This window comes from Solibacillus sp. GQ1 (assembly GCF_059758555.1).
In genome coordinates, this window is record NZ_JCAXEX010000001.1 from 989,949 (window position 1) to 1,005,348 (window position 15,400).

The following is a 15,400-nucleotide window of genomic DNA, read 5'->3' on the forward strand; positions in this document are numbered from 1 at the left end:
AAATGGAAGGGAGAGAAAAAATGGACTTTCAGCTGCCACCCGATTTAATAGATATGAAAAAATCGATTCGGGATTTTATAGACAATGTAGTGGACCCACTTGCAGACCAGATTGACCGTGAAGACCGTATACCAGACCATATTATGAGAATGTCAAAAGAAATGGGCTTATTCGGTCTAAGCATCCCTGCAGAATATGGCGGTATAGGCATTGATATGGTCGGGAAATGTAGTCTCTTTGAAGAAATCGGCCGTACATCGAACGGATATATGACGGTAATTGGTGCTCACACAGGAATCGGGTCTGTCGGAATTGTGGAATTGGGGACGGAAGATCAGAAGCGAAAATATTTACCGCGCATGGCTTCCGGTGACATTATTGGTGCGTTTGCTTTAACCGAAACGACTGCAGGTTCCCATGCAGTGGCTTTAAAAACAACTGCCGTTCGTAAAGGGGACAAATATATTCTGAATGGCGCAAAGCAATATATTACGAATGCACCGATTGCAGGAGTCTTTACAGTGATGGCTGCAACCGATCCAACTAAAGGTGCAAAGGGGATAACCTCATTTCTCGTAGATAAAAGCGCTCCCGGTTTAATCATCGGAAAAACAGAAGAAAAAATGGGGCTTCGCGGATCCCATTCATCTGAAATCTTCTTCGAGGATTGTGAAGTTCCGGCTGAAAATGTGCTTGGTGAAGAAGGCTTAGGTTATGTCAATGCTTTAACTATTTTGGCAAATGGCCGTGCGGGACTCGCAGCGAGAAATTTAGGGTCTTCGCAAAAACTTTTTGAGCTATCCGTCAAATATGCGCATGAGCGTGAACAGTTCGGTAAACCAATTTTTGACCAGCAAATTATCCAACATTACTTGGCAGAAATGGCATTGGATATTGAAACGTTGAGAGCCTTTACGTACCGGGTAGCATGGATGGTGGACCAAGGGGTGAATGTCATGAAAGAAGCCGCGATGGCAAAGCTTTTAGGTTCGGAAATTTATAATCGCATAGCGGATAAAGCTGTTCAAATCCACGGTGGCCTTGGTTACATGAAAGATTTTCCAGTTGAAAGATATTACCGTGATGCCCGTATTACAAAAATATATGAAGGTACGTCCGAAAACCAAAAAAATATTATTGCTGCTCAAATTCATAAAGACTATTTGAAGAAAGCACCGCCGGCAACAATGAAATAATATGATTTAAATTATCTGAAAATAATGATAAATGAAATTGGAGGAGGTGATTTTTTGAGTACTGGGCTTAAGGAAAAAGTTGGCCTGAAATTAGAATCCTACACTTTTAGAGTAGAAAAAGGAAAAATCAAAGAATTGGCACAAGCGATTGGCGATCTGAAAGAGGAGTTTTTGAGCGGAGAAGCAGTTCCACCTACATTCCCGACAGTGATCGACTTTTGGGGTGGAGGTGCCTCCTCATCCGAGTTATTGAATTTAAATATGAAAAAGGTTCTCCACGGTGAGCAGGAGTATGAATATTTCAGGGGAATTGTTCCCGATGAGGAAATTACAGTGCATGGTGTCATTGAAAAAGCTTATACAAAAGCGGCGATGAACTTCTATGTCATACGCAAGGACTACTTGGACAAACAAGGTAAAACGGTTTTAATCAGTCGATCCACGATTATCGAAAGGCATTAGGGGGGGCATTTTATGGAAGTCGGTCAGACACTGGAACCTTTACAGAAGGAAGAAATAACACATACACAGCTCATTCGATATGCGGGTGCATCCGGAGATTTCAATCCGATCCATACCGTTGTTCCTTTCGCGGAGGCAGCAGGTTTAGGCGGGGTCATTGCACATGGCATGTTGGTTATGGGATTTGTCGGCCAGGCAATTGGACAATGGTTCGAAGTGAAGAATCTGAAGAAATTCACAACGAGATTTAAAGCAATGACAAGGCCCGGAGAAAGAATAACAGTTCAAGGGCGGATTGTTGATGAAAATGATACTTGCTGGATTTGTGAGGCGGAAGCTGTCAATGAATCTGCTGAAGTAAAGGTAAAAGCATTTTTTGAAATAAGAAAATAATTACTTTTACGGTTGTTCTAGAGAGATGGCTCGATACGTAAAATTTGTGATGTTGACTGCAATTATTACAGGAGAATCTCTTTAATACTCAAGCAGTTATAGATGAAGCGAACAAAATTTAAGGGGGAACTGGCAATGAGAGAATATGTAACGACGAAACAGGAAATCAACAAAAACTCACTACCGTATAATTTGTACCAGAAAGCAAAAAAATTCGGAATCTGGAATCCGGTAGATATCGATTTTAGCCAAGATAAAGAAGACTGGAAGAAATTAAATGAAGAGCAGCAATTGGAGGTACTGACACAGTTTGCCCAATTTATTGGCGGTGAAGAGGCAGTCACACAAGATATTTTACCGATGATAATGGCAGTTTCAAAAAAGGGATGGTTTGAAGAGGAAACTTACTTAACAACATTCCTTTTTGAAGAAGCGAAGCATGCGGAGTTTTTCAGTCTGTTCCTGGAAGAAATCGGCGTAACGGAAGATTTGACACATTTACTTTCACCAGGCTACCGGAAGTTATTTGATGAAACATTGCCGGCAGTGATGGGTAAATTGATTGATGATCAATCACCGGAAGCAATGGTCGATGCTGCGGTTACTTACAACATTTTCGCGGAAGGTGTTTTGGCTGAAACCGGTTACTGGTTCTTCCATGAAGCACTCTCAAGATCAAATCTGTTCCCAGGGTTTATTTCGGGAATTCGAAATGTAAAGCGTGACGAAGGACGTCATATTGGTTTTGGTACATTCCTCATTCAGCGCCTAATCAGTGAAAATCCTGAGCTTGAGCTGTTTGAACGCGTACAACAAAGACTGCAGGAGCTGTTACCGATTGCGATGATGTTAACGGAAAGAAAAGAAGAAGTAACAAGCCTTGGTATCGAACGAGGAAAATCGATGGAATTTGCCATGAAGCAATTGCAGGCACGTCTGACAGTCCTTTCCCGAGCAAAAGGAAAGACTTTGGAAGAAATCTATAATACGGACATTGCTTTAGAAGAAGTGTAGGAAGTAATCAATCAGACGCTGTAACGAGACAGTTTGCTATTTAAAGGGGGATGAAAGATGACGACAGACGTACAAGTAAAGATCTTTCCGCAATTTATTAATGGTGAATGGACACCACCAGCTTCAGGTGAATTTTTTGATGTAATCAATCCGGCTACATCAGAAGTTGTGGCGAAAGTTTCAAAAGGGAACCAGGAAGATGTGAATAAGGCGGTTCAAAATGCGAAAGAAGTATTTGAATCGGGTGTGTGGTCAGGGAAAACGCAGGCGGAACGTGCACAGATCATGCTGCAATTTGCGGGGAAAATCAGGGAGCATGCACAGGAGATAATTTTCCTGGAGGGTATTAGTACGGGGGCGACACTTCGTAAACTGGGTGGCGCGGATATCCGACAGTTAATTCTTTCTCTTACTCAAACAGCAGATTTATCGCTGAAATATGAAGCCGTAACAGCGCTTCCTGTTAATGAGCAGCTCGGTCCGAACCGAAGCTTACTCGTTCGTGAACCACTTGGTGTAGTAGCGGCAATCACTCCATTTAATTTCCCGTTAGTTTTAGCAATGTGGAAAATTGCACCGGCAATTGCGATGGGGAACTCCATCATTATTAAGCCGGCTTCAAATACACCATTAGGCACATTGAAACTTGCACAATTAGCAGTTGAAGCAGGTATTCCACCAGGGGTCATCAATGTCATCACTGGTCCTGGAGCCGAAGTGGGGGATGCGCTTGTCACACATCCGGATGTATCGAAAGTGGCGTTTACTGGATCTACCGAAGTAGGCAGAAAAATTATGGCGCAAGCTGCAGGTACGGTAAAGAAAGTGACGCTTGAACTTGGAGGAAAAGCACCTGCAATAGTACTTCCGGATGTAGATCTTGAAGTGGCGATTCCGGGAATACTGCTCGGTGTATTTTTCCATTCAGGGCAAGTATGTGAAGCGAGTACACGCCTCATCGTCCATGAATCCATTTATGATATCGTCGTGCAACAACTAGTTGAAACAACGAAGAAAATTAAACTCGGCCAGCCGCTTGATATGACAACTGGAATGGGGCCGGTTATCTCTGAATCACAAATGAATAAGATCCTCGATTATATTCAGTCAGGCATTGATGAAGGAGCGAGACTTGTTAGTGGTGGTAAACGGGCAACAGGTCCAGGGCTGGATAATGGGTATTTCATCGAACCGACAATCTTCGCAGATGTAACAAATGATATGAAGATTGCGAGAGAAGAAATCTTTGGTCCGGTATTATGCGTGATTAAATATTCAACAGAAAAAGAAGCAATCGACATTGCAAATGATACAGAATACGGATTATCTGGCGGTGTCTGGGGTCGTGATGTGACAAAAGCAAATGAAATTGCTACGAAAATTAATGCGGGAACAGTTTGGATCAATGACTGGCATATTTTCCGTACTGATGCTCCATTCGGCGGCTATAAGCAAAGTGGTTTAGGTCGTGAACAGGGGGCTCAAGTGTTTGATGAATACACAGAGCTTAAAAATATTTGCACGTCCTTAACGACGGAAAATGCGCAGCGCCCAGCTTTAGGTTTAATCTTTTAATCGAAAAACGAATGGAGAGATACGATGAAAACGACTTCCTATTTTGAATTCACACATCGCCCTGAAATCCGAAGTGGTGCAGGTTCACATATATTAGTGCCGGATTTAATTCAAGGTTTAGGCGGAAAGCGCCCTGTTCTTTTTTCGGATAAAGGACTAACAGATGCCGGATTAACGCAAAAAATCAAAAGTTTATTTGACATGGTACCAGGCATAAAGCTTGCTGGTGTATTTGATGATATTCAGCAAGATGCGAAATCAAGCAATATAAACAGAGGTCTGAAGTATTTTAAAGAATGCAATGGCGACTCCATTATTGCCATTGGCGGCGGGAGTGTTATTGATACAGCTAAAACGATCAAGTGGGCTCTTTACAATGGTGTTAACCAAGTTGAGTATATTTTAACCGGGAATGTTCTAGAGGTGTGGCCTGATGCAAAGCCATTCGGTATTCCGCATATTTCGATCCCTACTACAGCTGGAACGGGTTCTGAAATTTCCAGTATTTCAGTAGTGTTCAATGAAATGCTGAACTTGAAATGCAATTTAATGAATCCATATTTAAGTTCCGATATTGCTGTATTGGATCCAGATTTAACGGTCGGTTTACCGCCAAGAGTAACAGCGTTTACAGGTATGGATGCACTAACACATGCTGTAGAAGGATTTTTCTCAACAAAATCCACGAATTTCTCGGATGCATTTGCGTTGCATGCTGCAAAAATCATTGTCGAAAATTTGACTACAGCAGTACATGATGGGAAGAACGTTGCGGCACGTGCTAATATGCTACAAGCTAGCGCAATGGCTATTACAAGTTTCCAATCGGCGATGGCCAATATTCCAATTCATAACATAGCCCATACGTACGGTGCAAAATACGGCATTCCACATGGATTGGCAAATGCAGTTCTCATGCCGAGTGTTATGAAAAACATGCCGAACATGTATTTACCGAAAGTAAATGCATTTGCTTCTGCATTAGGGGTCATTCCGAATGCAGAAAATCCTCTAGAAACATTGGATGAGTGCATCAATGTAATTGTTGACTTAAGAAATGCAGTAAATCTGCCGCCAAGCTTTGACGAGTTTAATATTGATGCGGCAGATATTCCGCAACTTGTGCCTGCTGTTCAAAACGATCCTTCGTCGTTAAGTTTCCGTATTCCTGATGACATCATTGTAAACGTTTCTAAAGAAGTAATCAGTTCTAAAGTAAGTATTTAATTTAAAGAAAGCGCTCTTGAGGAGAGGGGGGAACCTCCTTTCCTTAGATCGATAATTTGAAAGTAGGAGGTTACATTATGAACATTGTTGAATTGCTTACTTCAACAACTTCACGTTTGCCAGATCAACCTGTCATCCACTTCAAAGGGGCTCAACTTACTTATAAAGAATTGCAAGATAAAGTTTACAATATCGCTGCAGGATTAAAAGAACAAGGTGTCACAAAAGGTACAAATGTGGCGTTAATGATGACAAACCGCCCGGAATATATTATTACGTATTTTGCTGTTTTAGCAAATGGAGGTACAGTCGTTCCGATCAACCCTACATTTAAAGAGCAGGAAGTTACGTATATCCTGAACGACTCTGAAGTTGAACTTTTAATTATAGAAGATGCGTGTAGACCGGTTATCGAAAACGCATTGGCTCAATTTAAAACGGTTAAAGCAATTATTAATTACAGTGATACGGCTGATGAACAATTTTTATCATGGCATCAACTAGAGACATCCGCTTCTATTTCAGAAATTGTCCCCCTACATGAATCTGACGTCGCACAAATTATCTATACTTCCGGAACGACCGGAAACCCGAAAGGCGCCATGATTACACATGGAAATTTAAACTGGATGGCGATTACAGCAGCCGTCTACAATCAGTTAGTTCCGAGTGACCGTGTCCTATGTGTCTTACCATTGTTCCATGCTTATGCAAAACTTCAAGGCTTCCTTGCACCGATTGCCCACGGTTGCGCGATTTATTTGGAAGAACGGTTCCATCCGGTAGAAACATTAAAAGCGATTGCCGAACATGAAATTACAATTTTTTTAGGGGTACCGACAATGTATGCTTTCTTTGCCCAGGTTCCTCATTTAGTAGAGCAGCTGGACTTCTCAAAATTACGTACAGCCGGTTCAGGTGGGGCAAGTTTACCGGCGGAGCTATTGCATAAGACGAATGAATCGTTCGGTGTAAGTATTTCAGAAGGTTATGGCTTAACGGAAAGTACGGTCATGCTGTTGACAACACACCGTAGCTTACCGAAAAAAGTCAATTCAGTCGGGATGCCATTACCGGGAATCGATTTGAGACTGGTAGATCCTGAAGGCAATGAAGTAGCCAATCATGAAGTAGGCGAAATCTTATTTAGAGGGCCGAATATGATGAAGGGGTACTACAAGAAGCCGGACGAGACCGCAAATACGATTAGGGACGGCTGGTTGTATACAGGTGACATGGCCTATCGCGATGAAGAAGGCTATCACTTTATCGTTGACCGTAAAAAAGACATTATTATTCGCGGCGGGTTTAATATTTACCCTCGTGAAATAGAGGAAATGCTGTATCAGCATCCGGCTATCGTAGAATGCTCTGTGATCGGCAGACCGGACCCGGTTTTTGGTGAAAAGACGGTTGCGTATGTCGTATCGAAAGACACCGAACTTACAGAAGAAGATATTCGAGACTACTGCAAAGTGAAACTTGCCGAATACAAAGTACCGGATTATGTAAGTTTTATCGGAGAAATTCCGAAATCGGGAACAGGTAAGATTTTGAAGACAGCATTGAAAAACTTGGATAAGAATGCACTGCCTAAATAAGAAGCGGTCGGTTGGTCGGAGTTCTTAAACTTCAGTACATGAACTAGAACGCAGATCATGCCGTTATGAACAAGACGCGAACTGCGTATGCCCAGAAACGGCAAATAGGTTAAAGATTGAACACGTATAAGGAGGGGTAAATAAATGAATTTTGACCAAAAGGCGATTATCGTTACGGGTGGAGGTTCAGGGTTAGGTGAAGCGACTGCACGAAAGATTGCAGCTGCTGGAGGCTATCCGATCATATTGGACTTAAATGAAGAAAAGGGTCAAGCGGTGGCTGATGAAATAAATGGCCTATTTTTTAAAACGAATGTAGTAAAGGAAGAAGACGTACAGGCAGCGATTAACGGTGCTGTAGAAAAGTACGGTTCCATCCAAGGTGTTGTAAACTGTGCCGGTCTTGGTACTTCGACACGTGTAGTAGGCAGAAAGGGTATATTTCCATTAGATGAATTTAACTTTATTATTCAAGTTAATTTAGTTGGTACATTTAATGTCATTCGTTTAGCGGCAGCTGCCATGATGACAAATGAACCAAATGAACACGGGGAACGCGGGGTTATTGTGAATACAGCTTCTGTAGCGGCATTCGATGGGCAAATCGGCCAGGCTGCCTATTCTGCATCTAAAAGTGGAATTGTAGGAATGACATTGCCCATCGCAAGGGACCTGGCAAGCTATGGCATCCGAGTTATGACGATTGCACCGGGAATATTCGATACACCTTTAATGAACAGTGCACCTCAAGCACTTAAGGAAGCGTTAGGAAAACAAATCCCATTCCCTTCCCGTTTAGGTGAAGCAGATGAATATGCACATTTAGTAAAGGCGATTTTTGAAAATCCAATGTTAAACGGTGAGACAATTCGACTTGATGGTGCGATTCGCATGGCCCCAAGATAAGGAGGAAAACGGATGAACCTTGAAACAATGACGATAGAGAAGTTGGATTACGGTGTACACATCGTAACAATTAATAACCCGCCAGCCAATACATTAAATGCGGGAATTCAACAGGACTTATTGCAGCTGATTGAAGAAGTCGAGAAAAATCCGGCAATCCGGGCCATTGTGTTTAAATCTGCCAACCCGAAAATCTTTATTGCAGGTGCAGACCTGGGGGCAATGGGCAACTCTGATGAAAACGTGGATTTTGCCGAAAGCTCAAAACATGTACAAGAGATTTTCAATCGACTGGAAGCATTAAGGGTACCAACAATTGCCGCAATTAATGGCCATGCATTAGGCGGTGGATGTGAATTCGTACTTGCATGCGATTTCCGTATTATGGGTGCCGGCACAATTGGGTTAACGGAAGCATCATTGGGCTTATTGCCAGGTGCTGGGGGTACACAGCGTATGACAAGGTTGGTGGGCGGAGCAAAAGCACGTGAATTAATGTATTTAAGCAAACGTTTAAAAGCTGACGAAGCTGCAGCAATCGGCCTAATTACAGAAGCGGTAGCTCCGGAAGAGTTGGAAGAAAACGCTATCGCATTCGCAAATAAGCTTGCTCAAAGTGCGGTAGGAGCTATCGGGCTCATTAAAGAGAGTATTTTGGCTGCAGAAGAATTGCCGTTGGAACAAGGTTTATTAGTTGAACGGGAAGCTTTTGCGAAAACATTTACTACAGGGGAAGTAAATGAAGGCATCCGTGCGTTCTTTGAGAAACGCCCTCCGAATTTTTTAAAAACAGTTACAAATCAATAAATAGGACAATTGGGGGCCGTGTTGAAAGTTCAGCTTTCAGTACGGCCTTAATTTATTATGGAAGGATGAAGAATTAATGCTGTTAAAAGGATTAAAAGTATTGGATTTCTCCACATTATTGCCAGGTCCGTTTGCGACGATGATGCTGGCGGATCTTGGAGCGGAAGTGATACATGTCACAAAACCGGTAGAAGAGGGCAAGCAATGGGGACCGGACGAGTATTTGCAGCGCTCTAAAAAATCGCTGGCGGTCGATTTAAAATCTCCGGAAGTTATCGCATCTCTGAAGGAACTTTTAAGGGAACAGGAATTCGATATTGTTGTTGAACAGTTTCGCCCTGGCGTGATGGCGCGTCTTGGTCTCGATTATGAAACATTGAGAGCGATCAATCCTGGCTTAATATACTGTTCTATTACAGGCTACGGTCAAACAGGGCAGTACCGTGAACGCGGCGGGCATGATATTAACTATGTAGCCTTATCGGGGGTGCAAGGATATTCAGGTACAAAAGAAAATGGCCCGGCAAATATAGGCTTTCAGGTGGCTGATTTGGCGGGGGGATCAATGCATGCGGTAATCGGTATTTTATCGGCTGTCATTTATCGTGGAAAAACAGGACTGGGGCAGCATCTGGATATTAGTATGACTGATTGTGCTTTAACGTTAAACGCCTTATTTGCCCATGACTATTTAGCAGAAGGAAAACCGCTTGCGCGTGAAGAACTGATCTTAAACGGTGGATCATTATATGGTTATTATGAGACGTTGGATGGTCGGTACCTTTCTATCGGCAGTCTAGAACCGAAATTCAGGCAGCAGTTATGTCAGGCAATCGAATCCCCGGAATTACTCCGATTAGCAATGAGTAATAAACCAGATGATATTGCCACGCTGAAAGAACAGCTGCAAAGTACTTTTATGCAAAAGACATTGGAAGAATGGCAATCTATTTTCTCCGAAGTAGATGCTTGTGTGGAGCCGGTATTGACCTTTGAAGAAACAGTTGCCCATCCACTTTTCAAGGAACGGGAAATGTTTGTGGAAGTAGCAAAGCCGGATGGAACGACACAAAAACAGATCGCATGTCCGATTAAATCCAATCTTTTCAAGGCATCTTATGGGGAAATCGGGGTAAAAGCAGGAACACATAATGACGAAATTTTTGGGAGCCTATTAAAGAAGTCATAAGGAATGGAGTAGGTATAAATAGGTATCCTCAACTTCCTGTAAGCAGGGAAATAAATATAAAAATGTAAATAAAATTATGTTTTATTACGTTCATATTAAAAAAACTTAACATTTGTAAGAGTAATTACTGTCTTTTTATTGAAAAATATTTTAAGATATAAACGAATTACAAGATTGTTGAGCAGGTGAACTATGAAAAACTTAAAACTTAGTGTTTTCCTTCTATCCGTTCCACTTTTACTGGCAGGCTGTGAAAGTGTTGAAAACAAAGAAGGCTTCTTCTATTCAACATTTGTACGTCCGATGGATTGGACGTTAAACACATTTGGTGAATTATTTAACGGCAGCTATGGTTTGGCTATTATTGCTATTATTTTAATTATTCGTCTCGTACTAATGCCGTTTATGCTTAAAACTTACCGCAGTCAAGCTACAATGAAAGTGAAAATGGATTTTGTCCGTCCACAAATGGAGGATATCCAGAAACGTTTAAAAGCAGCAAAAACTCCGGAAGAAAGAACGGCGGTTCAGCAGGAAATGATGTCGCTCTACAAAGAACATAATATTAATCCGTTAAATATGGGCTGCCTGCCAGCGCTTATACAAATGCCGATTATTATGGGCTTATACTATGCGATTTTATATTCGACTGAAATTAAAACACATTCATTCCTATGGTTTGATCTTGGCTCTACAGATATTTGGATGACTGCAATCGCAGGTATCGTTTATTTTGTACAAGCGAAAGTATCGCTTCAAACCGTACCGGATGCTCAGAAGAACCAAATGAAACTGATGATTTATGTATCACCAATTATGATTGTCATTATTTCATTGTCTTCGATGGCTGCACTCCCACTGTACTGGGCAGTCGGAGGGTTATTCTTAATTGTCCAAACCTTTATTGGACGCAAATTTTTTTCAAACATCCCTGAAACTAAGGGAAATGAATAGATGTAACTTATGCCTCTGCTAAAGGCTTACTGAACTAAAACTACTGAGACGATGATTTCAGTAGTTTTTTTGTTTTCCGCTCATGGTAAATGTTGAATTTTGAAGGCGAAACAGGTCCATATGTACAATACACTCATGCCCGTATCCATTCAATTTCACAAAAGGCAAAATTTAAAGTTAATAAGGAAATACCCGTAATAGAATTTATTTCTTACTATTTAATAATTCTTCCAATGTATTATAAAAACCTTCCCATTAGTGTTTTTCAAAGTGATTTATCAATATTACTAAAGAAAAATAGTTAAATATTAAATCGCCATTGTATCCACTCATTAACTATGCGAAAATTTATTAGAATATTGGAAAAATAAGGAGTGGGATTATGTGGGAACAGCAGCTAATTGAAACAACGCGAGGAGTTTTCGAAGTTTTTACAAAAGGCGAGGGGAAACCGCTCTGTGTGACGCATTTATACAGTGAATTTAACGAAAATGGTAATCGGTTTGCGGAAATGTTTACCCCGTATTATAAAGTGCATTTAGTGAATTTGCGTGGCTGTGGAAAATCAACGGATGATGTGTCTGTCTTTAATTATGGTATGCAGGATAGCGTAGAAGATCTGGAGGCTATCCGCGCAGCATCAGGTTATGACGCATGGGGCTTTGCGGGGCATTCAACAGGAGGGATGCTGGCATTAGATTATGCTATTTTGCATCCGAAAAGTGTGGAATTTATCGTCGCTGGCGGTCTTTGTGCTTCTGCGGAATATATGCATCATCCTGCGAGCATTTACTGCAAGGAAAATCCGAACAACAAAAGAATACTTGAAATTTTAACAATGCTGGGTGATCCAACATCAACAATCGAGCAAAGAAGGGCTGGCTCTAAAGAATGGGCGCTTATGTCGTTATATAAAGAACAGAGCTATGAAAATATGATAAGCCGTCCGAACAGCGGGAAAACCGTTTCGAAAAGACTGGATTATTTTTCGTATAAAGAGCTGCCAGAATTCGATTTGCGACCGGAATTACCAACAGTGAAAACAAAAGCTTATATTTATGGCGGGTTATATGATGCGCAATGTCCATATGAATTTGCAGTGGAAGCAGCGGATTTATTGGCGAATGCGACATTGACGACCTTTACAGAAAGCAATCACAATCCGTTTATTGAGGAAGAAGAAAGGTTCTCGGAATTTGTGCGGAATCTATCTCAGGTTCATTCCCTTCGATAAATAGCGGGAATATTCGTTCAAATACAGTAAAAAGGGAGAATCAAATGGAAGAAATAATATTAGAAAATGACATCATCAAGTTAAGACCAGTCCAATTAAGTGATATCGAAGCAATCACAAATGCCGCGAATGATGAGCGGATTTGGGAGCATATGTCGGTAACATTGCTTTCAAAAGAAGGGGTACAAAACTATATTGAAAATGCGATTAAAGAGCGGGAAAAAGGGATTTCGTATATGTTTGCGATCATCGATAAAAAAACAGATGAAATTGTAGGCTGTACATCTTTTCTTGATATTTCATTTCCCCATAAACGGCTGGAAATTGGGGCTACTTGGTATAATACGAGTGTTTGGCGTTCTGCGATTAATACAAATTGCAAGTTTCTATTGTTTCAATATTGTTTTGAAGTCCTTAAATTAAATCGTATTCAAATAAAAACAGGGCACGAAAACTACCGTTCACAGAAAGCCATCGAACGCATTGGCGCAGTGAAAGAAGGCGTTTTGCGCAATCATATGATTCGAAAAGAAGGAAGCATTCGTCATACCGTTATGTATAGTGTCATTTTGGAAGATTGGGAAAAACTTAAAGATATGTTCATCGATCGCTTATTAAAATATTGAAAATTTGCAGGACCATCAATAGCATTGATAATAATTTATAATAAAATCACATTTTTTCAAGCCTTTTAACACGAATTGTGTGGAATAAACGAACATTATCGTGTCATATCTCATATTTTCATATACAATGAGAGAAGTTAATCTTTAATGGGGAATTCTTATCCTGTTAAATTTAGATAGATTCGGTGTAGGTGAAAAATTTGGGACGAACGAAAACATATATAAGTATAGATATAGAAGCCGCTCTTATACGCGGTAAACAGTATATTATTGAGATTGGTGCTGTTAAGTGGTTACCGGATGGTACGACAGAAACGTTTACACAGCTAATTCAGCCATATAAATTCAAAAAACTGAATGCGCATATTCAAAAGTTAACAGGTATCACTACAGAACAGCTAGTTGATGCCCCTTCTTTTAAAGAAGCTTTTAATAAGTTTAAACGCTGGTGCAAGCAGGATTATGTATTTTTGACATTTGGCGAATTTGATCGGAAAGTGCTTGAAGAAGAGCTGTCGCGCAATTACTTAAAAAATGATTGCTTATATCCAATGATCGATTTTCAGCAAAAATATATGATTGCCAATGGTTTAAAAGAGCAGCCTTCATTAGGAGGATTAATGGCACAGCTTGGTTTGGAAAACGAAACACAGCACCGTGCTTTAGCCGATGCGGCAAGTCTGCTCTCAATCTTTGTTAAAGTTGATGGAGATCAGCTAATTGAACAGCAGCAAACAAATGATTTTATTTTATTGCTGACAAATTTTAGAATGCTGGAAACGACATACGAACTAGTCATTTCTGCGACAAATTGCAAAGTCGAGGGTGATTGCATAACGGTTGAATCAATGAAAACTTTCCGTGATGAGCTTCCATTTACTGTTCAAATGATTGAACGTCAAGGGGAAGACGGGGAAACAACGATAATGGAAAAGATTTCGATTAAACCGAATGCGCAGGCAAAACAGTTCTTGCAGCAAATTTCCGAGAATATGAACGGGAAAATCTTAATTTCACGAACGGCATTACGTTCAATGTCAAAAATATTGAAATTACATCAAGTAACTTTACCAAAAACAGAAGTAATGACATTAGTAAATTTATTGAAAAAAGAAGAGATTATTGCAAGATTTAATTTGGATGATGAACCAACCAATACATATGAGGCAAGGGTTCTGCATTTGCTTAATAAGTATGAGCATATGTTTGTTGCTGAGTTTTATAAACGGGCATTAATCGAGAAAAATATAATACAAGTATAATAAATTCTCCGTTTTTAGGAGAATTTTTTCTTTAATGCCGACTCCTATTACGTTATGATAGGGGGGTACGAATCACTCGTGGGATAATAAAGGAGATTAATTTATGTCAGCATGGATCGGAATTGATACAGGGGGTACGTTAACGAAGCTTGCCTATTTAGATGAACGTCAGGAGCTTAAATTAACGGTCTTTCCATCTAACGAAATGCATTTAGTAAAAGAATGGTTGGAAAATCATCCTCAAGTGGAAGAAATCGGCTTAACTGGAGGACGCACAGAGCAATTGCTGGACGTTTTAAAGACGATGAAGTCGATTGAATATATTGTAGAATTTGAAGCAACTTTAAAAGGTGTGCGCTATTTGCTGGAGAAAGAAGGCCACACAATAGATCAAAGTATCATTACAAATATCGGTACGGGTACATCGATTCATTATATGGATGGCAATACTCATGCCAGAGTTGGCGGTACTGGAGTAGGCGGTGGTACCCTGATTGGACTATCAACGATTATGACCGGAATTTCAGATTTTGATGAGATAAAAGCAAACGCTTTCAAAGGAAAGCGGGAAGGCATAGATTTACTCGTAAAAGATATCTATCAAGGAATGGATACACCGATTGACGGGAATTTAACAGCCAGTAATTTCGGAAAGGTCGGGATTACCGATCAACGTGAATTTGAACAAAATAATGTACTGGCAACAACACAGGGTCTCATCGGTGAAGTGATTTCCACGTTAAGTATTCAGCTTGCCGTACAGCATGAGACAGAGCATATCGTATATATAGGATCAACGCTGATCGACAATGAACAGCTTGTAAAGGTAATTGAACATTATACTATATTAAAAAAACATAAACCTATTTTCTTAGAGGATTGCGGATTTTCCGGTGCAATTGGTGCATTGTTGAATATTCGTGAGCACAGCAGAAAATAAAGGACAGCATTTAG

15 protein-coding genes are annotated in these 15,400 nt (G+C 40.6%); all 15 read left to right on the forward strand.

What is annotated here, in order from left to right:
* The first annotated feature begins 20 nt into the window (after window positions 1–20).
* Window positions 21–1,196, forward strand: coding sequence for an acyl-CoA dehydrogenase family protein (locus AC6CH1_RS04790; RefSeq protein ID WP_498316447.1), 1,176 nt, complete (start codon window positions 21–23; stop codon window positions 1,194–1,196).
* Between the two features lie 54 nt (window positions 1,197–1,250).
* Window positions 1,251–1,658 carry an FAS1-like dehydratase domain-containing protein gene (locus AC6CH1_RS04795; RefSeq protein WP_251688721.1) on the forward strand — a complete coding sequence of 136 codons (408 nt, stop codon included), beginning with the start codon at window positions 1,251–1,253 and terminating at the stop codon, window positions 1,656–1,658.
* Window positions 1,659–1,670: 12 nt separating this feature from the next.
* Window positions 1,671–2,051, forward strand: a complete 381-nt coding sequence (locus AC6CH1_RS04800) for a MaoC/PaaZ C-terminal domain-containing protein (RefSeq protein ID WP_498316448.1) — start codon at window positions 1,671–1,673, stop codon at window positions 2,049–2,051.
* Between the two features lie 102 nt (window positions 2,052–2,153).
* Entirely contained in the window at window positions 2,154–3,065 is a 912-nt protein-coding gene (locus tag AC6CH1_RS04805) for a R2-like ligand-binding oxidase (RefSeq protein WP_498316449.1), read from the forward strand.
* 57 nt (window positions 3,066–3,122) lie between these two features.
* Window positions 3,123–4,640 (forward strand): aldehyde dehydrogenase family protein, encoded by a 1,518-nt coding sequence (locus AC6CH1_RS04810; protein ID WP_498316450.1) that lies wholly within the window; start codon window positions 3,123–3,125, stop codon window positions 4,638–4,640.
* Between the two features lie 24 nt (window positions 4,641–4,664).
* Window positions 4,665–5,867 (forward strand): iron-containing alcohol dehydrogenase, encoded by a 1,203-nt coding sequence (locus AC6CH1_RS04815; RefSeq protein ID WP_498316451.1) that lies wholly within the window; start codon window positions 4,665–4,667, stop codon window positions 5,865–5,867.
* Between the two features lie 77 nt (window positions 5,868–5,944).
* Window positions 5,945–7,468 (forward strand): class I adenylate-forming enzyme family protein, encoded by a 1,524-nt coding sequence (locus AC6CH1_RS04820; RefSeq protein WP_498316452.1) that lies wholly within the window; start codon window positions 5,945–5,947, stop codon window positions 7,466–7,468.
* A 144-nt stretch (window positions 7,469–7,612) separates the two neighbouring features.
* Window positions 7,613–8,374: a 3-hydroxyacyl-CoA dehydrogenase gene (locus tag AC6CH1_RS04825; RefSeq protein ID WP_251688710.1), complete on the forward strand. Its 762-nt coding sequence runs from the start codon at window positions 7,613–7,615 to the stop codon at window positions 8,372–8,374.
* A 12-nt stretch (window positions 8,375–8,386) separates the two neighbouring features.
* Window positions 8,387–9,181, forward strand: coding sequence for an enoyl-CoA hydratase/isomerase family protein (locus AC6CH1_RS04830; protein ID WP_498316453.1), 795 nt, complete (start codon window positions 8,387–8,389; stop codon window positions 9,179–9,181).
* A 76-nt stretch (window positions 9,182–9,257) separates the two neighbouring features.
* Window positions 9,258–10,370, forward strand: coding sequence for a CaiB/BaiF CoA transferase family protein (locus tag AC6CH1_RS04835; RefSeq protein ID WP_498316454.1), 1,113 nt, complete (start codon window positions 9,258–9,260; stop codon window positions 10,368–10,370).
* Window positions 10,371–10,562: 192 nt separating this feature from the next.
* A complete protein-coding gene (gene yidC / locus AC6CH1_RS04840; protein WP_251688704.1) occupies window positions 10,563–11,324 on the forward strand; it encodes a membrane protein insertase YidC in 762 nt (253 codons plus the stop codon).
* Window positions 11,325–11,706: 382 nt separating this feature from the next.
* Window positions 11,707–12,558, forward strand: coding sequence for an alpha/beta fold hydrolase (locus AC6CH1_RS04845; RefSeq protein ID WP_498316455.1), 852 nt, complete (start codon window positions 11,707–11,709; stop codon window positions 12,556–12,558).
* Between the two features lie 44 nt (window positions 12,559–12,602).
* A complete protein-coding gene (locus AC6CH1_RS04850) occupies window positions 12,603–13,184 on the forward strand; it encodes a GNAT family N-acetyltransferase (RefSeq protein ID WP_251688698.1) in 582 nt (193 codons plus the stop codon).
* Between the two features lie 191 nt (window positions 13,185–13,375).
* Complete coding sequence (locus AC6CH1_RS04855) at window positions 13,376–14,446, forward strand: 3'-5' exonuclease (RefSeq protein WP_498316456.1); 1,071 nt, start codon at window positions 13,376–13,378, stop codon at window positions 14,444–14,446.
* Window positions 14,447–14,549: 103 nt separating this feature from the next.
* Window positions 14,550–15,386 (forward strand): type II pantothenate kinase, encoded by an 837-nt coding sequence (gene coaW / locus AC6CH1_RS04860; RefSeq protein WP_014824241.1) that lies wholly within the window; start codon window positions 14,550–14,552, stop codon window positions 15,384–15,386.
* The last annotated feature ends 14 nt before the right edge of the window (window positions 15,387–15,400 follow it).

What these genes read in the sequence shown, in the direction of transcription:
- AC6CH1_RS04790 (WP_498316447.1), top strand. Translation starts at nt 21, where the DNA reads ATGGACTTTCAGCTGCCACCCGATTTAATAGATATGAAAAAATCGATT.
- AC6CH1_RS04800 (WP_498316448.1), top strand. Translation starts at nt 1,671, where the DNA reads ATGGAAGTCGGTCAGACACTGGAACCTTTACAGAAGGAAGAAATAACA.
- AC6CH1_RS04805 (WP_498316449.1), top strand. Translation starts at nt 2,154, where the DNA reads ATGAAGCGAACAAAATTTAAGGGGGAACTGGCAATGAGAGAATATGTA.
- AC6CH1_RS04810 (WP_498316450.1), top strand. Translation starts at nt 3,123, where the DNA reads ATGACGACAGACGTACAAGTAAAGATCTTTCCGCAATTTATTAATGGT.
- AC6CH1_RS04815 (WP_498316451.1), top strand. Translation starts at nt 4,665, where the DNA reads ATGAAAACGACTTCCTATTTTGAATTCACACATCGCCCTGAAATCCGA.
- AC6CH1_RS04820 (WP_498316452.1), top strand. Translation starts at nt 5,945, where the DNA reads ATGAACATTGTTGAATTGCTTACTTCAACAACTTCACGTTTGCCAGAT.
- AC6CH1_RS04825 (WP_251688710.1), top strand. Translation starts at nt 7,613, where the DNA reads ATGAATTTTGACCAAAAGGCGATTATCGTTACGGGTGGAGGTTCAGGG.
- AC6CH1_RS04830 (WP_498316453.1), top strand. Translation starts at nt 8,387, where the DNA reads ATGAACCTTGAAACAATGACGATAGAGAAGTTGGATTACGGTGTACAC.
- AC6CH1_RS04835 (WP_498316454.1), top strand. Translation starts at nt 9,258, where the DNA reads ATGCTGTTAAAAGGATTAAAAGTATTGGATTTCTCCACATTATTGCCA.
- yidC (WP_251688704.1), top strand. Translation starts at nt 10,563, where the DNA reads ATGAAAAACTTAAAACTTAGTGTTTTCCTTCTATCCGTTCCACTTTTA.
- AC6CH1_RS04845 (WP_498316455.1), top strand. Translation starts at nt 11,707, where the DNA reads ATGTGGGAACAGCAGCTAATTGAAACAACGCGAGGAGTTTTCGAAGTT.
- AC6CH1_RS04850 (WP_251688698.1), top strand. Translation starts at nt 12,603, where the DNA reads ATGGAAGAAATAATATTAGAAAATGACATCATCAAGTTAAGACCAGTC.
- coaW (WP_014824241.1), top strand. Translation starts at nt 14,550, where the DNA reads ATGTCAGCATGGATCGGAATTGATACAGGGGGTACGTTAACGAAGCTT.